At 69.9% G+C, this 17,160-nt stretch carries 20 protein-coding genes and 2 pseudogenes; 5 read left to right on the plus strand and 17 right to left on the minus strand.

The window, feature by feature from the left end:
• The first annotated feature begins 949 nt into the window (after positions 1 to 949).
• Positions 950 to 1,477 carry a bZIP transcription factor gene (locus QEG98_RS37040; RefSeq protein ID WP_316564676.1) on the plus strand — a complete coding sequence of 176 codons (528 nt, stop codon included), beginning with the start codon at positions 950 to 952 and terminating at the stop codon, positions 1,475 to 1,477.
• 28 nt (positions 1,478 to 1,505) lie between these two features.
• Here the strand turns inward: QEG98_RS37040 and QEG98_RS37045 are convergent, their stop codons facing one another.
• The 4 genes from QEG98_RS37045 to QEG98_RS37060 form a co-directional block, all read right to left on the minus strand.
• Positions 1,506 to 1,784 (minus strand): cyclic-phosphate processing receiver domain-containing protein, encoded by a 279-nt coding sequence (locus QEG98_RS37045; protein WP_316564677.1) that lies wholly within the window; start codon positions 1,782 to 1,784, stop codon positions 1,506 to 1,508.
• A gap of 105 nt (positions 1,785 to 1,889) precedes the next feature.
• Positions 1,890 to 2,237: a TipAS antibiotic-recognition domain-containing protein gene (locus tag QEG98_RS37050; RefSeq protein ID WP_316564678.1), complete on the minus strand. Its 348-nt coding sequence runs from the start codon at positions 2,235 to 2,237 to the stop codon at positions 1,890 to 1,892.
• A gap of 79 nt (positions 2,238 to 2,316) precedes the next feature.
• Positions 2,317 to 2,544, minus strand: coding sequence for a hypothetical protein (locus tag QEG98_RS37055; protein WP_090487959.1), 228 nt, complete (start codon positions 2,542 to 2,544; stop codon positions 2,317 to 2,319).
• A gap of 30 nt (positions 2,545 to 2,574) precedes the next feature.
• Positions 2,575 to 3,465 carry a 2-oxo acid dehydrogenase subunit E2 gene (locus QEG98_RS37060; protein WP_316564679.1) on the minus strand — a complete coding sequence of 297 codons (891 nt, stop codon included), beginning with the start codon at positions 3,463 to 3,465 and terminating at the stop codon, positions 2,575 to 2,577.
• A gap of 84 nt (positions 3,466 to 3,549) precedes the next feature.
• On the opposite strand from QEG98_RS37060, the gene QEG98_RS37065 reads away from it, so the two are divergent.
• Positions 3,550 to 4,452: a DUF1684 domain-containing protein gene (locus QEG98_RS37065; RefSeq protein WP_316564680.1), complete on the plus strand. Its 903-nt coding sequence runs from the start codon at positions 3,550 to 3,552 to the stop codon at positions 4,450 to 4,452.
• 113 nt (positions 4,453 to 4,565) lie between these two features.
• On the plus strand, positions 4,566 to 5,729 hold the full coding sequence (locus QEG98_RS37070) for a PQQ-dependent sugar dehydrogenase (RefSeq protein ID WP_316564681.1): 1,164 nt from the start codon (positions 4,566 to 4,568) through the stop codon (positions 5,727 to 5,729).
• A gap of 52 nt (positions 5,730 to 5,781) precedes the next feature.
• On the opposite strand, the gene QEG98_RS37075 is transcribed toward QEG98_RS37070, so the two are convergent.
• The 13 genes and pseudogenes from QEG98_RS37075 to QEG98_RS37135 form a co-directional block, all read right to left on the minus strand.
• Positions 5,782 to 6,552: an SDR family NAD(P)-dependent oxidoreductase gene (locus QEG98_RS37075; protein WP_090487941.1), complete on the minus strand. Its 771-nt coding sequence runs from the start codon at positions 6,550 to 6,552 to the stop codon at positions 5,782 to 5,784.
• A gap of 260 nt (positions 6,553 to 6,812) precedes the next feature.
• Positions 6,813 to 7,100, minus strand: coding sequence for a hypothetical protein (locus QEG98_RS37080; protein WP_316564682.1), 288 nt, complete (start codon positions 7,098 to 7,100; stop codon positions 6,813 to 6,815).
• A complete protein-coding gene (locus tag QEG98_RS37085) occupies positions 7,097 to 7,468 on the minus strand; it encodes a hypothetical protein (RefSeq protein WP_316568029.1) in 372 nt (123 codons plus the stop codon). The genes QEG98_RS37080 and QEG98_RS37085 overlap by 4 nt, the downstream gene beginning before the upstream one ends.
• A gap of 63 nt (positions 7,469 to 7,531) precedes the next feature.
• Positions 7,532 to 7,870, minus strand: a pseudogene (locus QEG98_RS37090) (hypothetical protein); the annotation flags it as partial.
• Positions 7,807 to 7,980 (minus strand): annotated as a pseudogene (locus QEG98_RS37095) (tetratricopeptide repeat protein); the annotation flags it as partial. The pseudogenes QEG98_RS37095 and QEG98_RS37090, both read right to left, overlap by 64 nt.
• Before the next feature lie 224 nt (positions 7,981 to 8,204).
• A complete protein-coding gene (locus QEG98_RS37100; RefSeq protein ID WP_316564683.1) occupies positions 8,205 to 8,849 on the minus strand; it encodes a hypothetical protein in 645 nt (214 codons plus the stop codon).
• Positions 8,840 to 10,054 (minus strand): M56 family metallopeptidase, encoded by a 1,215-nt coding sequence (locus QEG98_RS37105; protein ID WP_316564684.1) that lies wholly within the window; start codon positions 10,052 to 10,054, stop codon positions 8,840 to 8,842. The genes QEG98_RS37100 and QEG98_RS37105 overlap by 10 nt, the downstream gene beginning before the upstream one ends.
• On the minus strand, positions 10,027 to 10,635 hold the full coding sequence (locus tag QEG98_RS37110) for a hypothetical protein (RefSeq protein ID WP_316564685.1): 609 nt from the start codon (positions 10,633 to 10,635) through the stop codon (positions 10,027 to 10,029). The genes QEG98_RS37105 and QEG98_RS37110 overlap by 28 nt, the downstream gene beginning before the upstream one ends.
• On the minus strand, positions 10,608 to 11,021 hold the full coding sequence (locus QEG98_RS37115) for a BlaI/MecI/CopY family transcriptional regulator (protein WP_316564686.1): 414 nt from the start codon (positions 11,019 to 11,021) through the stop codon (positions 10,608 to 10,610). Before QEG98_RS37115 ends, QEG98_RS37110 begins: the two co-directional genes overlap by 28 nt.
• A 127-nt stretch (positions 11,022 to 11,148) precedes the next feature.
• The gene (locus QEG98_RS37120; protein ID WP_316564687.1) at positions 11,149 to 12,564 is read right to left on the minus strand and encodes a hypothetical protein; all 1,416 of its coding nucleotides are present in this window, start codon (positions 12,562 to 12,564) and stop codon (positions 11,149 to 11,151) included.
• A gap of 133 nt (positions 12,565 to 12,697) precedes the next feature.
• Positions 12,698 to 13,192 carry a hypothetical protein gene (locus QEG98_RS37125; protein WP_090487931.1) on the minus strand — a complete coding sequence of 165 codons (495 nt, stop codon included), beginning with the start codon at positions 13,190 to 13,192 and terminating at the stop codon, positions 12,698 to 12,700.
• A gap of 152 nt (positions 13,193 to 13,344) precedes the next feature.
• Positions 13,345 to 15,006: a phospholipase D-like domain-containing protein gene (locus QEG98_RS37130; RefSeq protein WP_316564688.1), complete on the minus strand. Its 1,662-nt coding sequence runs from the start codon at positions 15,004 to 15,006 to the stop codon at positions 13,345 to 13,347.
• A 20-nt stretch (positions 15,007 to 15,026) separates the two neighbouring features.
• Complete coding sequence (locus tag QEG98_RS37135; protein WP_316564689.1) at positions 15,027 to 15,155, minus strand: hypothetical protein; 129 nt, start codon at positions 15,153 to 15,155, stop codon at positions 15,027 to 15,029.
• A 623-nt stretch (positions 15,156 to 15,778) separates the two neighbouring features.
• On the opposite strand from QEG98_RS37135, the gene QEG98_RS37140 reads away from it, so the two are divergent.
• Both QEG98_RS37140 and QEG98_RS37145 read left to right on the plus strand, forming a co-directional pair.
• The gene (locus tag QEG98_RS37140; RefSeq protein WP_316564690.1) at positions 15,779 to 16,306 is read left to right on the plus strand and encodes a hypothetical protein; all 528 of its coding nucleotides are present in this window, start codon (positions 15,779 to 15,781) and stop codon (positions 16,304 to 16,306) included.
• A gap of 59 nt (positions 16,307 to 16,365) precedes the next feature.
• Positions 16,366 to 17,151 carry a hypothetical protein gene (locus QEG98_RS37145; protein ID WP_316564691.1) on the plus strand — a complete coding sequence of 262 codons (786 nt, stop codon included), beginning with the start codon at positions 16,366 to 16,368 and terminating at the stop codon, positions 17,149 to 17,151.
• The last annotated feature ends 9 nt before the right edge of the window (positions 17,152 to 17,160 follow it).

Consider the following 17,160-nt stretch of genomic DNA (forward strand, 5'->3'; position numbering starts at 1 on the left):
CAAAAGTCCCGACATTTCCGAACAGCAAGCTCTGAAGCCCGTCCAGGGCCGGGCTCGCCACGCGCTCATTCGTTTGGGCGCCGGAGTCCCCATGGGAATGCGGCCAGGCCTGTCCCCGGCGCTGAGACGCCCATGAGGCGGACTCGACAGTGGCTTCCTGACGCCAGCGCTCCCTACATGCGGCCATCCTCCTGGCTGTTCGCCTGTTCCCGCGCTTGCCGCCTCGCCCCCGGACCGCACCTTCTCAAGGAAAAGGGAAAGGAACCGACCATGCGACGCGCCATTACCCATGCCGCCCTGACCTTCAGCCTTCTCACGTCGTCGGCCGGTCTTGCCCAATCAGCAGGCGGTGGCTCTGCCGGAGGCGCGGCGTCCGGCGGAACGCCGGGCGTCGTCCAGCCACAGGGCGCCTACGAACCAGGCAACTTCACGCCTCCGCCGCAGCTGGCTCCCGCCGATTCGCAAAGAAGCTCGATGGACACGATTGAGACCAACACCGGCGCGGAGCCCGTTGCCGCGCCACCCGCGGGCGCGACACGTGGGTACACCCTCAGCCGGGTATCGGCGGCAGCGGGCAACCCGAGGCACCCGCGAACGCCGACGGCGGCACCTGGGGAACTGGAATGAACGTTCCTTCCACGAGCACGGCCGGCACAGGTGGGGCGGGATTGAGCGGCACCGCAGGAGCGGGCACGACTGGCGGAGGCACGAACACGGCAGGCCCGCCCCCGGAGGCAGCAACATGTCGGCAGGCTCCGCTTCAGAAGGCAGCAGTACGGCGGCCGGAGGCAGCGGCATGTCGGCAGCCCCCGCCTCTGAAGGCAGCAGTACGGCGACCGGAGGCAGCGGCATGTCGGCAGCCCCCGCCTCTGAAGGCAGTAGTACGGCAGCCGGAGGCAGCGGCATATCGGCCGGCTCCGCGACGGACGGCACGGCCGGCAGCGACACGATGGGAACCCAGTCCCCTGCTACGGGGCAGGGCAGTTCGACAGCTGGCCGTGAATCACCGGCTGGCGCGCCCACGGGCGGCGCGGTCAGCGGCGGCGCAGCAGAGACTCAGGCAGCCAGCGGCGCGGGGCACGAGAACCTCGAGCAAGAGGTCGCGCGGCTTCGCGACCAGGTCCAGCGGCTCGAAGCCGAGGTGAACACATTGCGGCGTGAGGGTACGGGGACGGGAGGCTCAGGGACGCAGGCCACGGCGTCTGACGCGGATACGGGGACCACGGTGTTGGCCAGCGTCGTCATGCAAGGGCGGGTGGCCTCCGTCGGAAAGGACCACGTCGTGGTCCGCGACGCCGAGTCCGGAGACACCTTCAACCTCTTTGTGACCAACACCACCCGCATCAGCGCCAACGGCAAGCGCGTCTCACCGCAGCAACTCTCCGAGGGCACGCCCGTGCAAGCCGCGTTCAACTACATCGCGGATGGTGACACCTACGCCACGCAGATTCGGGCCTATCCCGGCCGCAGGCGCTGATGCCTCGCCCCTTCACCTGGGGACGCGCTCAACCACCCTGCCCATCCTGGACGAAGCGCCCGATCCGGGTGATGGCCAGCGTCATCTTCTGTCGCGCGGAGCTGTTCGCCGAATGCACCTGGACCCGTGGCGGCACGAAGCCACGGGTCGCCACGGCCTCTTCCAGCCACAGCAAGACGTCGTATCCCGTGCCATGCGTATCGTCGCTCAGGCTCAGCTCCGTCACCTGCCCGGACGCCAGCAGCGAAATCGCCTCTTCGGGCCCACCCCACACGCCCCCAGCCGTCGGGAGTGGCCCGCTCGTCATCCAGATAGACCTTCATGACATCCAGGCCTCGCGTTCGGTGACACAGGGCCCCAGGGACGCGCCTGGAGCGCCGTGACTGAATCCAGCGAAGACGCCTCACCACGGCTACGCCTGCTGCTCCAGACTGGCCATCGCCTTGCCGATATACGCGAAGAGCGCGGGGTCCAACCCGTGCTTCGCCGCGACCTCGGGCTCCTGCTGATGCGTCGCGTTCAGCGCCCCTTCGATGCCAGGGTCGCCCCCCGTGAACGCCTTCAGCAGCTCCCGCCAGCGCATGGCCAGCGAGCGCACCGGCTCGCCCGTGGGGTCTGTGCCCTGGTCCATCTCCGCGCGGACGCGAGCGATGAGTTGGGGCCACTCGGCCTCGACCTGGCGGATGGCCTCCTCGCCCAGGGCCTCACGGCGGGCCTTCAACTGCTGGAGCTGCTCCGGCGTGTAGTGCTTCTCGAACATGATTCACACCTCATCCCGCCACGGCAGTGTGGCGTGATGAGATGGGTACGGCCTCACGCGGCGTGAGGCTCAAGCGGATTCAACGCTCGTCATCCGGAGCGCCGCCCGCGAGCTTCCGCAGCTTCGCGGCGAACGGGCTCTCCTCCCCCGCCCGCAGCGTCCCGCCCGCCATCCGCTGCCGCCGCGCCAGCGCGAGGCCTCCCTCGGCGGGCCCTTCCAGCGCTTCCTTCTCGAAGCGGTCCTGCCCACCGAGCGCGCGCCCCACGGGGCGCGAAGCAATGACACGGCGGTTCGTATCCACGGACATGAAGGCCCCTTTCGAAGCAGCGGCCCGATGCTACCCCACCTCCGCGCCGCTCGCAGCCCTGCCCCCGTCTGGCGAAGCCGAGCCCCACGTCCCCTCCGGCGCCTCCAGCGCGGCGCCGATGTCGCGCAAGACACGCGCGACGTCCTCCACGCCGATGAGCCGGGCGTCCCAGGTGCAAGTGAGCGTCATCACCTGCCCAGGCACCAGCGCGCCCGCATCCACCACGGGCTCCGTCCGCACCGCGCCCGGCGCCAGCAGGAGGGGCACGCGCGTGTACGGCACCAGGGCCACATAGCCCCGCTCCAGCCCCAACGAGCCCAGACTCGTCACCGCCACCGAGCCGAACGGGTCCCACGGCATGCCCACCCAGCGCAGGTCCACGTTCAACGTGAACCAGACGAAGGACAACATCCGCAGCGCCAAGCCCATCAGGAAGCCAGGGATGAGCGAGGAGCGCCGCTTGCCACGCTCGATGACGGCATCCCGGCGCGCTCGGACCGCTGCGATGCGCGAGGCCATCGTCTCCGCGAAAGCCCCCAGTGACAGCGAGTCCGCGCGATGCACCGTGGCCGTCGTCAGGTCCGCGCGCCCCGTCTCCGCGGGCTGCACCACCAACACGCAGACGCCGACCTCCTTGCGCCGCCAGGGGCGATTCCAGCGCATCAGGACATTCGCTTCGGGATGGCGGCGCAGCGCATCCGCGGCGGCCTTGGCCACCAGGTGCGTCACCGTGAGGCGCTGTCCCGTCCGGGCGCGGAAGGCCTCGAGGAAGGCCACCGCTCGCTCCATGCGCACCTCCACCGCCGCATAGGCGCTCGGGTCTCCCGGCGAACGCCATGTCCCCAGGGCGAGCTTGCGGAAGGCACCGGCCGGCGGTGCGGGCTGAAGGTCGAGGTGCACGGGCAGCGTCCGCCTTCGCACGGAGCCCGGTCCCCTGCAACTGTAGGCCCTGCGCCTGACTCGCCGCCCTGTTAGACAGGGGCTTCCCTCCCCCGAGGCCCCGACATGACGCCCATCGCCCTGGCCCTGTCTCTCGCCCTCCAAGCCTCGCCAGCCCCCCAGAACATGTCCCAGACCACCGCGCCCACCGCCGATGACTTGCAGACGTCCACCCGCGCCTGGCACGAGCAGCGCGTCCAGCGACTCCAGGCGGAGGACGGCTGGCTCACCCTCGTGGGGCTGTTCTGGCTCAAGGAAGGCGAGCAGACAGCGGGCTCCGCGCCCGAGAACGACCTGGACTTCCCCGCGGGCACGCCCGCGAAGCTGGGCACCTTCACGCGGCAGGGCAACACCGCGCGCTTCCAGCCCGCGTCCGGCGTCACCTTCACCCGCAACGGCCAGCCCTTCACGGGCGGCGCGCTCCAGTCGGACGAGAAGGGCACGCCGGACGTGCTCAAGCTCGGCAACGTCAGCTTCCAGCTCATCCTCCGAGGCGACAAGCTGGGCGTCCGCGTGAGGGACTCCGGCGCGGCGGCGCGCAAGCAGTTCCAGGGCATCCCCACGTACCCGGCGAGCAACGACTGGCGCATCGAGGCGCGCTTCGAGCCCGCGCAGACGCCTCGGATGCTGCAGGTCCCCAACGTGCTGGGAACCATCGACGAGATGAAGGCCCCCGGCACGCTCGTGTTCACGGTGGCGGGCAAGGAGCACCGGCTGACGCCCGTGGAGGACGGCTCGGGCAAGCTCTTCATCATCTTCGCGGATGAGACCAACCGCGACGCGACCTACGGCGCGGGCCGCTTCCTCTCCGCGGACATGCCCACCGACGGGCGCGTCGTGCTCGACTTCAACCGGGCCTACAATCCGCCCTGCGCATTCACCCGGTTCGCCACCTGCCCGCTGCCGCCGCGCGGCAACCGGCTCGCCACGCGCGTGGAGGCCGGCGAGAAACGCTACGCGGACCACTGACGCCGGGCCTGCCTCCAGGTCTCAAGCAAGCAGCCCGGCACGCGCGTCCGTCCCTGGACGCTCCGTGCCCAGGAGGCTGGCGCATCCTCGCGCCCGCGGACATTCATTCGCTCATGCGCGCCTCTTTGACGCTCCTCCCCGCTCTCGTGGTGCTCGCCCTGTCCGCCTCCGCCTGCCGCAAGAGTCAGGCGCAAGGCACCGCGTCTCCCCAGGACTGCATCCGCGTGGAGAAAGGCTGGGGCGCCGCCGGCACCGTGCCCTTCAACGTCGAGGTGGTGGCGCGGGGCCTGGAGACGCCGTGGGGCATCGCGTGGCTCCCTGGAGGCGACGCGCTCGTCACCGAGCGCCCGGGCCGCATCCGTCTGCTAAAGGACGGTGTCCTCCAGCCGCGGCCCGTGGCGACGGTGCCCGTCGCGGACGCCGCGGAGGGCGGCCTGCTCGGCATCGCGGCCCACCCGGACTTCGCGAACAACCGCCAGTTCTACATCTACGTCACCACGGACGCGGGCGGCGCCGAGGAGAACCGCATCGAGCGGTGGACGCTGTCGGAGGACCACACCACGGCGACGCACAAGCGCGTCATCTTCGGCGGCATCGCCTCCGCCAAGTATCACGACGGCGGGCGCCTGCGCTTCGGCCCGGATGGCATGTTGTACGCGGGCACGGGCGACGCGAGAGACCCGGACCGCTCGCAGAACGCGAACGACCCGGCCGGAAAGCTGCTGCGCCTCACGCCGGAGGGAGCGGTGCCCCAGGACAATCCCATCCCGGGCTCGCCCGCGTTCCTCACCGGCATCCGCAACCTCCAGGCCTTCGACTGGCGCGACGCCTCCACGCTGTACATCGTGGACCACGGCCCCAGCGGCGAGACGCTGCGCCGGGGACACGACGAGGTCAGCGTCGCCCACCGCGGTGACAACCTGGGCTGGCCCGGCATCTACTCGTGCGAGACGCGCGAGGGGCAAATCACACCGTCCATCACCTACAAGGACGCCATGCCCCCAGGCGGCGCCGCCATCTACACCGGAACGGCCATCCCCGAATGGAAGGGCTCGCTGCTCATCGGCACGCTGGGCTCACGCCACCTCCAGCGCGTGGAGTTCGCGCCGGATTCGAGCCGCGTGGCCAAACACGAAGTGTACCTGCGCAACACCCACGGCCGGCTGCGCGAGGTCATCATGGGGCCGGATGGCCACCTCTACGTCACCACCAGCAACTGCGACGGACGCGGTGACTGCGGCCCGGACAAGGACGTCATCCTCCGCCTGAAGCGCTGAGCACGGGCCTTCAGCGCTCCGGCCTTGCCCAAGGGCGCTGGAGCGCGCGCCGTCAGAGCATCATCCCGCCCGAGGCCTCGATGCGCTGGCCCGTCACCCACGCGCTCTCCGGCGACAGCAGCATGGCGACCGCATCCCCGATGTCGTCGGGCTGCCCCACACGGCCGAGCGCGACCTGGGCGGCCAGGGTCTTGTTCAGCTCCGGGTTGTCACGGACGACGCCGCCCCCGAAGTCCGTCGCGGTCGCGCCCGGCGCGAGCACGTTGACGGAAATCCTCCGAGGTCCCAGCTCCTTGGCGAGGTACCGGGTGAGCGCCTCCACGCCCGCCTTCATGGTCGCGTAGGCGGCGTGGCCAGGGAGGGTGAAGCGCGCGAGCCCGGAGGAGATGTTCAGGATGCGCCCCCCATCCGCCAGCACCGGCAACAGCCGCTGCGTGAGGAAGAACGCCCCCTTGAGGTGGACGTTCATCAGCGCGTCGAACTGGGCCTCGGTCGTCTCCGCGAAGCTGACTTGGATGCCCATGCCCGCGTTGTTCACCAGGAAATCCAGCCGCTCGCGCCCGAAGTGACGGCCCAGCTCCGTCCGCACCGCTTCCACGAAGGCGCCAAAGCCCCGCGTGTCCCCCACATCGAGCGGGAGCGCCACCGCCTTGCCGCCTGCTGCTTCAATCTGCTTCACGACCGCCGCCGCTTCATCCGCGCCGGTGCGGTACGTCAGGATGATGCCGGTGCCCCGGGCCGCCAGCTTGAGCGCCATGTTCCGCCCCAGTCCACGGCTTCCCCCCGTGATGAGAGCCACGGGCATGTTCTTCGAGGTGCTCATCTCCAATCCTTTCCGGTGACGCGGCGGTGCGCCGCACCTGCCCATGAATTGGGATCCGTGAGCGGATTGAGAAAGGGGCTGCGCTCCGACACACCGTTTCGACGGCGCTCGAAGCGGAGCTTGGCACGTGATTCCAGGCGGCCAGGGGCTCGCGCGGGCGCGGGCGCATCGGCCTGCCCGTCAACGTCGCGCGCGAACCCATCCTCCCACGCCTGCACTTCGAGCCGCACGAGGAGGGCTGGCGCCCTCCCGCCGGTGCGTCAGGCGCCGAGCTGCTTCAACAGCTGCTCGGCCTGCGCGCGCACGTCCTCGGCGCCCAGCGCCAGCGCCTGCTTCGCGTGGCGCGCTGAGAGCTCCTTGTCCGCGGGGAAGGTCCCCAGGGCCATGTTGAGGTGCGTGCCCGCGTCATTCGGGTGCGCGCCCAGCACGGGCGCCAGCAACGCCGCGACCCGCGAGTGCCCGTTGTCCTGCATCAGCACCACCGCGAGGTCGTTGGTGGGGCCGGGGTCTGTCGGCACCGTGGCCACGGCCGCCTCCAGCAGCGTCACCGCCTCGGCGCGCTCGCCCAGGGCCGGTGCATCTGCGCCAGCGCGTGCTGGGCCTGCCAGCTTCCGGGCGCCTGCCGTAGCACCTCCGCGAAGACGTCCTTGGCCTCGACGAAGGCGCCAGCGCTCATCGTCGCCAGGCCGAGCAGGTAGAGATAGGTGATGCTGGAAGGGTCCAGCTTGCGCAACTCCTGAGCCACGCGCTTGGCGCCATCCGAGCTGCCGGCGGACAGGTACAGTCTGAAGAGGTCCTCCAGCACCGCGCGCTGGAGCCCACCCCGCGCCTTCTCCAGCGCCTGCGTGGCGGCCTGGATGGCCAGCCCCAGCTGGCCGCATGCGGAATGGGCCCGCGACAACATCAGCAGCGGCATGGCCTCCTGCGGCGCGCCCTCGGCGGCACGCAGGAAGTGCGACACCGCGCCATCCGGCTCGTTCTGCTGAAGGCGGATGCGCCCCAGTTCGAAGTGGACGTGGGTGCTGCCGGGAGAAATCTGGAGCACGGACTCGAAGGCGGCGCGCGCTCCCGCCGGTCCCCGCGCTCGAACAGCAGCGAGCCCAGGTTGAAGCGCTCGAAGTAGCCCGCGGTGGGCGCGGCGGCCAGCGCCTTGAGGGACTCCAGCGCCTCCGGGTTGCCCGCCTGGGCGCGCAGCATGGCGAGGTGCGCCTGCCCCTCCGTGTGGTCCGGCTTCGCCTTCAGCAGGCGGAGCACGGCGGCCTCCGCATCCGCCGCCGCGCCGGTGCTCAGGTGCACACGGACCAGGCCCAGGAGGCACTCCACGTCATTCGGATCAATGGAGAGCCCCTTCTGGAAGCTCTTCACCGCGTCCTGGGTCTGTCCCATTTGAAGGAAGCGACCCCCTTCCTGAGCATGCGTCGAAGCCATGCATCAGCATCTACCACGGGGTATCGAGTCCCGGCAGTTCACGGAGCCACTTGCCCGTGCGGTCCGCGCCTGCGGGACCGAGCGCACGCCCATACTCGCAGCGGCATCCGCCTTCCCTCGAAGTGCGAGGGCGCTGCCTGCCATTCCGGCGGGAGGTATCGAGGACCCACCCTGGGGAGCGCACGGATGACGCGCTCCCCAGCCCCTCGAGCACCCCGGGCGCCTCAGGTGGGCATCGGCTGGCCCAGGCCCTTGCGCAGCGCCTCGTCGATGAGGCCCTGTATCTTCGCCTCCGCTTCCTTCGCGCGGGCCTGGTGCTGCTCGCTCAACTTGGACTGCTCCAGGTGCAGGGCGTGCTGCTTCTCGCTGAGCTGGTGCTGCTCCTTGCTCAGGATGGACTGCTTCTCGGCCAGGCCCGCCATCTTCGTCTCCAGGGCCTTCATCTCCGCTTCCAGCTCGCGGTCCTGCTTCTTCAGCTCGGAGCGGCGGCGCTCGCGCTCGGCTTCGGGCAGGGCGTCCAGACGCGACTCCTCCAGGTGGAGCCCGGACTGCCTGTAGGCCAGGTCACCCAGCTTGCGTCCCAGCCCGCCCTGCTCGTGGCCCAGGGTGGCCTGCTTCTGACCGAGCACCGCCTGCTGCTGCCCCAGAGCGCCCTGCTTCTCTCCCAGCGCGCGTTGCGCCTCGCCCAGCTCGCGGGTGACGGAGTGCGCTTCGCGAATGGACTTCAGCGTGGCCGCGTCGCGGATGATGAACGCCTCGCCCTTGCGGCGGACGAACAGGAGCTCCTTGTTCTTCTGCTTGAAGGTGCGCGCCAGCTCCAGGTCGACCGTGCTGCCGTTCATCATCGCCATGCCGTCCGTCAGCAGCACGTAACCGCGGTCCGGGTCGCCGGGCGCGGGCGGCGCGGCGGCGCGGGCGGCGAGGGTGGAGACGGAGGAGTCGGCGGAACGGCCGCGATGTGCGGCGTGCCCCCCACGATGTGCCGCTGCGTGACGACAGCGAGACGCGGAGCAGAAGGCGCCGGCGGCGTTCTGGGAACGGATGGCGACAGAGCAACGCTGGGCGGGACGGGCGGCACCGGAGCGGAGCCGGGTGACGCGGGCGGAGCGGGCGGCACTGGAACGGGCTCGGAGGTCATCACGCCCGTGGAGTACGACACGACCACGCCCTGCTTGACGACGGTGCGCTCGGCCTGTGCGTCCGCCGGGGTCGCAGCGGGGGCGGGCCGTGCCTCCGGCGCGGATGCGGGTGCCGTCGTGGGCCGAGCACTCGGTGACGGCGCGCTCTTGGCAACGGGGGACGCGGATTGCGTGCTCGGTGTTGGCGCGTTCTGGGCCACGGTGGGCGCAGGCTTCGACGACGCGGTGCCACTCTGTCCAGACGCCGCCGGCTCGGGCGCCAGGCGAGGTGCACCACCCGCTTCCCGTGCGACGACCTGGAAGGGCACCAGCGCCGCAACGCCCATGGCGGAGAGCGCCACCCTCAACAGGCGCCGGATTCGAGGGGGAACGGCATCGACGTGCTCCAACATGCTCAACCTCCTGTGCAACGCATCAACATGAGCGGACGCCCCCAGCGCAGCAGCCGTGCCGGGAGTTCTGGCGATTCCAAAAGCGAGAATCAGCTCGCCGTAGTCCGCGAGCTCCGCATCCGTGAGCCGGATGGCCTCGGCATCACACGCCTCCTCACGGGCCAGCGCGTACTCGCGAGCCGCCCGCCGCGCGAGCGGATGGAAGAAGAAGAGCGACTCCGCCAGCGCCGGCACCCAGCCGAGCCACAAGTCACCGCGACGCAGGTGCGCCAACTCGTGCGCCAGCGCCATGCGCAGGGCCGCCACGGGCAACCGTCGCACCGCCCTCTCGGGCAGCACCACGACGGGAGACAGCAGTCCCGTGGCCAGCGGGCTGGCCACCGATTCGGAGACAAGGAGTCCCGGCACGCGCCGCAGTCCCGCGGCAGCGGACAGCGCCCGCACCTCCGCCTCCAATCCGGGGTGAACCAACGGGCGGGCGGACTGGCGAAGGCGACGCACCGCGAGCCCGCCCTTCACATGGCCATACACCTGCCACAGCACGCCGGCCCCCACACCGCCAGAAGCAGCCCCACCATGGCGCGGCCCCACGGAAAGGGAGCACCAGGCTCGGCCACCGTGCCCGCATCGACAGCACCGGGCTGAAGGGCGCCACGTCGCGCGGCCTCCGCCCCAGACGTCGCGAAGCCCGTGCGCTCCCACGATGAGCCATCCCGCTGCGGAGAGAGCACGGGCCCGTGTGTGGCTGCTTCGGCCACGGACCTCTCGGAGTCAAAGCCCTCCCTCGGAGACACGTGTCGCTGAGCGTCCACCACCACGGGCTCCGAGACACGAGGCACCGTCTCCCGCGCGGAACTCCCGCCCCACCAGGCCTCCACCCGCGCCACGCCAGCAGCCACCGACGCGGGCAGCACCGGCAACGCGAGGGAAGGCAGCCACCCCAGCGCCACCACGAACTTCAGCGCCACCAGCCACCAGAGCCCCGCTCGCAGCGACGCCGGCAGCTTCGGCCACGCCCTCGCCACCGCCCACACCAGCACGGCGCAAAGCGCCCCCTGCCACGACGCCCGCCACAGACCCGACGACGCCCACGCCCCTACGTGCGACAGCCAGTCCGTGCCCATGTCGCTATCCCTTCCGCTTCTTCGAGCGCAGCCGCGCCACGACGTCCTGGAGCTGCGCGGTCCTCGTCGGACACGTCCTCCGCCTCGGACAGGTACGCGGCGAACGGCGACAGCGAGCCCGACAGCGAGCGCTGCACGAAGTCCCCCACCACGTCCCGCAGCAGCTCCGACGCCGGCACGGGCGAGGCGTACTGGAACACGCCCTCCACCTTGCGCCGCGTCAGGTAGCCCTTGAGCCGCAGCCGCTCCATGACGGTGAGGATGGTGGAGCGCGCCAGCCCCTGCGCCTCGCCGAAGCGCTCGGCCACTTCGCCCACGGTCGCCGGACCGTGTTCGGCCACGTACCGCAGCACCAACAGCTCCTGCTCTCCCACCGGCTTCTTCATGGACCGTCCCGTGACGACAACTGTAGTCACGAAGAAGGTACGACTGACTACAACCGTAGTCAAGCCGGGCAAGAAGACAGCGGCGGCAGGCCCCTGAAGGCCCACTCGCCGCTCGAGTCACAGCCGTTCAGCGCTGGAAGTCCACGCCGACGCCGGCGCCCGCGGTGACACCTCGCACGAGCGTACCGTCCGGTTGTGGGAAATGAACGGTTCCGCCGGAGCCCCAGGCATAGACGTGGTTGACGATGCGCTGCCGCAGTTCCACGCCCGCCGAGTAACGCGGCCGGTCTCCCAGGCCCGTCAGCACCACGCGCGCCAGCGCCCGCGTCCTGCCGCCCGGCAGCTCGAAGCCAGCGGACACATCCGTGTCCGTCCTGCCAAAGCCGAAGTACTGCGCCGCCACGCTGCCCAGCAGGAGCAGCTCGTTGGGGTTCCCCTTCGCGACGCTCAGCTCCGCGTAGCCAGCGAAGCCCGACGGAAGCACCTCGTCCGCGATGGGCGTCTCCGACAGACCGACGCCGGAGAAGCGGCCCAGCTCGTAGTCGGGACCGAACATGCCGAAGCGGAAGCGGCCCCCCTGCTTGCGGCCCTGGACCGTCACGCTCACCTGCGTGCCACTGGCCATCTGTCCTTCCAAGGCCACGCCCAGCAATCCGCCGAAGGCCGGCGTGTAGGCCCGCGTGAAGCGCGCGCCGCCGCCCAGCAGGGCCCACGCGCGCAGGCGCTCACCCTTGTACAGGGCAACGTCTCCGCCCACGGACGCCAGGGTGAGGTCGGGCGAAGTGCCGCCCGCGCGGCCCGCGTCATGCGCCGCGGACAGCCGGATGAGGTAGCGGTCGAAACGATTGGCGTCGTCACTGGCCATGCGGCCGATGTCCAGCAGCGCCTCGCCCGCGAAGATGCGCGCGGCGAGCACGTCACTGGCCAGAATCTCCGCGCGGACCGCGCCCTTCACGAAGGTGAGCGAGCCACCCGCGGGGTGATAGTCCGGCGCCAGCACGTTGCTGTAGCGGCCCACGAGATAGCCGCGGCCCAGCGTCTCTTCGGAGAAAGGCTCGACGCGGAGGAAGAAGGGGCGACCCTCCTGGCCGATGCGCAGCATGCGCACCACCTGCCCGAAGTCACTCAGCTCATCCCAGTCCTCACGTCGCAGGCCGCCGCTGTAGTCCTCCGTGGTCGTGGGCGCTTCGTCCACGACCCGCAGCCGCAGGTTCGCCCCCAGCCGCAGCACGAAGGTCTCCCCGTGCGTCAGCCCCAACGAGGGGTAGATGCGCGCGAAGAAGTCCTGCCCCCCGCCACGAGGCCCTGAGGGAAGGCTCAGGCCACCGACCTCCAACTGGCCGCTGAAGCCGAAGCCCACGCCGCCCGTGTGGGTACTGCCCGGAGGCGCGGGCTCATCCAGCCGCGCGGCGGAGACGGGGGCACCTTCCCTCCGCGATGTCGAGGAGACCTCCTCCTCCGAAGAGACCTCCTCCACGGTAGAGCTGCCGTCGTACTGCGTGGACACCAGGGCGAGAAGAGCGAAGAGGGGGGCGCCAGTCATCGTCCCCCGACTCTACCTGTCCATGGCGCGAGACGAAGCAGGTGACTGCATCCGCGTGTGGGTGCCACTGCGGACCGTCGGTACACGCGCCCCCGCCTGGCGTCAGCGGGCGACGTGCGACCTTCACACCGCGTCAACGGTTGCCGTCGACTTCAACCTCGTCGGCTTCCACTTCCCGCGTCTCGACGTCGCTGGCGTCGAGCTCCTTGACGTCGGACTTGCCGTCCACCGGCTCGCGCTGGATGTTGCCGGAGCCGCCCACGCCATCCTTGCGGGCCTCTTCACTCTGCTGGCCCCCCAGGAGCGGGCCGTCCTGCACGTCGTACTTCTCGCCTTCTGGCGTCGTCACCGAGGTGCCCGCGCCCATGCCGGGGCCACTGCCACCGGTGGCCTCGCCGTCGTAGACGGTGGGCGCGTCCTGCCTGTCCCGGCGCTCGTTCTTCGTCACGTCCGCGGCCTCACCCGCGCTGCGGTCATCCCACTCAGAAGACGTGTCCACGGACTCGGGCGCCGTCGTCTCCGTGCCCGAACCACCGATGGCGCTGTCATCCGCGCGCGTGTTCGCCGAGTTGCTCGAACAACCCCAGAAGGCCAGCGCCGCCGCTGCGGCCATGAGAGGAAGCTTCATGGTGAATCCCCCTTGCGTGAGAGAAGTTGTGCTCTCGACAAGGTGGCGCCCCGCGCGGCAGGGACAACCCGCCGGCCGTGCCCGTGCCCCCGGGCCCGTCCCAAGGCAGGCGGGCGAGCAGGCCCTTGGCCGCCTCCCGCCTCCGCGCGCGGCTACCCGTCGTCCTGCGCGCAGGGAAGGATGGCGCGGTGCGGGCGCTCGGTGCCCGTGCCCACCAGCCAGCGCGACAGCAGGCGGACACCGGAGGCGAACAGCCCATCCTCGGCGCGGTGGAGCGCCTCGAAGAGGGACTCGTCCAGCACCGACTGCTCCGGGTCGATGATGAGCTCCTCGGGCTCCAGCGACTTGAGCAGCGGACTCTGGTCGAACACCGTCGACATCGGGTGGACGCGCAGGCGCCGCAGCCCCATGACGGCCACGTCGTCCAGCCATTCCACCAGCCCGCTGTCCGCGGCCGCGAGCAGGCGCAGGGCCGCCATGCCCTCCAGCCCCGCGTGCTCGGCCATCAGCGACACGCGGATGCGGCGGATGGCGCGCGTCGTCGCGTCGTTCGGCGCCTCCGCCTCCCAGCTCAGGTTCAGCTCCGAATCCAACCCGAGGCTGCGGTTGGTGGTGTTCGCGGAGCCCAGCGTGAGGAAGCGGTCATCCACCACCATCACCTTCGAGTGGATGTACGTGTAGATGTCCTCGCCGGTGCGCGCGTCGTGCCCCGCGGAGCAGTACACGCCAAAGGCATGTCCCGTCTCGTGCGCCACGCGCTCCAGCGTGCGCAGCAGCCGCACCTGAGCGATGCCCATGGCCAGTTGTTCGCGCAGCGCCTCCGGCTGCCGCGGCAGCACCAGGACAATCTGCAGCCGTCCCCGCCAGGAGGACCGCATGCGCTTCACCAGCGCCTGGAAGATGGCCCGCGAGGAGAAGTACTGGTTTTCGATGTAGATGAAGCGCTCGGCTGAGGCGATGGCGTCCAGATACAGCATGGCCACCTCCTGCACCGCGGGCTGCGGCGGGAGGAGCGTCTTGCCGAAGGTGCGGCTGATGGCCACCGGCCCCGGCGGCGCTGGCAGGCTCGGCGTGAAGTCCACGTCATCCCGAGACACCCTGGGCAGCCGCAGCTCACCGCCGCCCGAGTGCGCCCAGCGCGCCTCGAACAACTCCGCCAGACGGTCCACCACCGGCCCCGTCAGCACGGACTGTGCGTCATGGTAGGGGCCGTGTGGATCCCTCCCACTGTCACAGCGCAGCTCCGAGTGCACCCGGTGCTCCCGGTCATCCCACCGGCAATCACAGACATCCATGCCCCCGGTGAAGGCCAGCGCGCCGTCGATGACGACCAGCTTCTGGTGATGCGCGCCATACAACGGGCTGGAGGCGTCGAAGCGGAAGCACACCTGCCCGTTCGCCGTCCAATTGAAGATGAGCCGCTGCATCCACTCGCGCTCCATGGCGAGCAGCAGGCTGAAGTCCCACGCCAGCACGTAGACGCGCAGCTCCGGGTTGGCCCGGCACAGCTCGTCCAGCATCGGCAGCAGCCGTGACTCGCCGCGCGCCTCGCGAAGGTCCTCGCCTCGCAGCAGCGCCACGTCGCTGTCGAACTGCCAGCCGGTAATCGCGATGTAACGACGGGCCTTCTGCGCGGCCCGGTACAGCTCCCGGTAGTAGTCGCGCGCGTCCACCAGCACGCCCGCGTCGCTCGCCTCCTCCACCGTCCAGCAATTCCGTCCGGGACTGATGATGCGTCTCACAGGTGCGTCCCTTCCCGTCCCCGCCTCGGCCGCCCTCACCTGGCGCCACCGCCAGGTCCTCCTGCACCGCACACGCCCCGGATTGGCGTGTGTCAGCCGACGAAGACGATGTGCTTGCCCGTGGCGACCGCCATGTCCTTGGAGGACATCACCTGCGCCACCTTCTTCACCTCGCCGCCCACCGTGTCGAAGGCCGCCGCGATGAGGTCGCCCAGCGTCACCTGCACCTGGCGGGCGCCCCGGCCAGCCCCTTCACCGCGCTCGCTGCCGACACCTTCATCTGCTGGGCCTCACGACGGATGACCTGTCCACGCTTCTGAGTCTTCGCCATGATTTCGTCTCCAAGGGTGAGAGGGTTGCTTGTGCTGCTCCCTTCAGCAACCGGCGTGCCGAGCGCCAACCGCGCGATTTTCCGAAGGCCGGCTGCCTGCCCCCGCCCCAGGGACCGGACTTCTGACTTTTTTCAGCCCTGTCCCGGCAGGCTTCCGACGGAAGTTCTTCCCTGCCGCCTGATGACGGCGTCCGGCCGCTGGGGCGCTCCGCCGGGGCAGGTTGCCCCGCTGGGGCATCCCGCCCCACGCGGCCCACGGATGCTCGCTCCCGCGCGCCGCGTGGGCACACGCTCACTCAGAGCGAAACCCAGGTCACCTGGCTTCATACCGACCGCGCGGGTCGTTATTGCCCACGGGGAATCCCCTATCGAATATTCCGGAAAATTACAGACATGTAAGTCTATTTGAAAATATAGGAAAAAGCCGCTTCAATACGTGTCACTCCTCACGAGGGCGTAACCCGTATGGAATTGAAGACTCCCATCAGCGCCACCGCACCGACCCTTCAACCCATGTCGTTCCAGGGCATCGAAGTCATCGGCCAGTCGATTCTCGCCATCGTCAACGGCATGGAGCTCGCCCAGTCACGCGCGTTGCGCATCCTGGGGGAGAACGGCATCGCGCCGCTGAAGGCGGATGCCTGGTACCCCATGCCCGCCCTGCTGAAGTCGTTCCGGCTGGTGTTCGACAAGATTGGTCCCAGCACGGTGAGGACCATTGGCCGGAAGATTCCGGACAGCGCGCACTTCCCGCCGGACATCGACACGCTGGAGAAGGGGCTGCGCGCGGTGGACATGGCGTACCGGATGAACCACCGCGGCAAGGGCGCCATCGGCGGCTACCGCTTCGAGCCGGTGGATAAGCGAAACGCTCGCATGGTGTGTGACAACCCCTATCCGTGTGACTTGGACCTGGGGCTCATCGAAGCCATTGGCGACCGGTTCCGTCCCAAGGATTCGCTTTGGGTGCGTATTGAACATGAGGCCAAGAGTTGCCGGCGGCGCGGCGACAGCGCCTGCACGTACACCATCAATTGGTAGCGGAGTCCCGCCAGCGGGCCGGGGGCGGCGCATCACCAGACACCCCAGGGAGGTCCATCATGAAGGAAGTGCTCCAACACATCGCCGTGCGCGAGGCGCGCTTCGCAGCGCACCCCTTCTTCTCCGACATGCGGATGGACCGCCCCATTGAACAGGTGATGGCCTTCGCGCCGCGCCTGACCTTCTGGGTGATGACGTTCCAGGACGTGCTGCGCCTCAACGCACACTTCATCCAGGACGCGCACCTCAAGGCGCTGGCCACGCGGCACCATGCTGAGGAGGGCGGGCATGACCAGTGGTTCGAGGACGACATCTCCGCGCTCACGGGCGGCTCGCTGAGCATCGGCGCCATGTACGGCCGCGCGCACGTGAAGACGCGTGACGCGGCCTACGCCATCATCAGCGAGGTGTACCGCCCGGTGGATGACCGGCTGCGCATCGTCCTGCTGTGGGCGCTGGAGTCCACCAGCCATGTCTTCTTCAGCCGCACCGCCATCATCAGCGCGGCGCAGGGCGCGGACGACCGGCTGAAGTACTTCTCCGACCACCACATGCAGGCCGAAGCGCAGCACGCCATGTTCGAGCAGGAGCTGGCGGCGGAGCTGGAGGCCATGCAGCTGTCCCCGGAGGTGCGCGCGGACGCCCTGGCCATGGTGGACCGCATCTACGCGGCGTTCGACACCATGTTCGACGGGCTGCGCGTCAACCTGGAGCGGGAGCACGCCGAGGCCCCCGCTCCGGGCCTCCAGGCGCACACCGCCACCGCCGAAGTCCTCCCCCTGGAGATGGAAGAGGACCTGGAAATCATCGTCCTGGAGGAGGACGGGGAAGCCCGCGCCGCCTGAGGCGGCGCT

Source organism: Myxococcus sp. MxC21-1 (genome assembly GCF_032612255.1).
GTDB classification, from domain to species: Bacteria; Myxococcota; Myxococcia; order Myxococcales; family Myxococcaceae; genus Myxococcus; species Myxococcus virescens.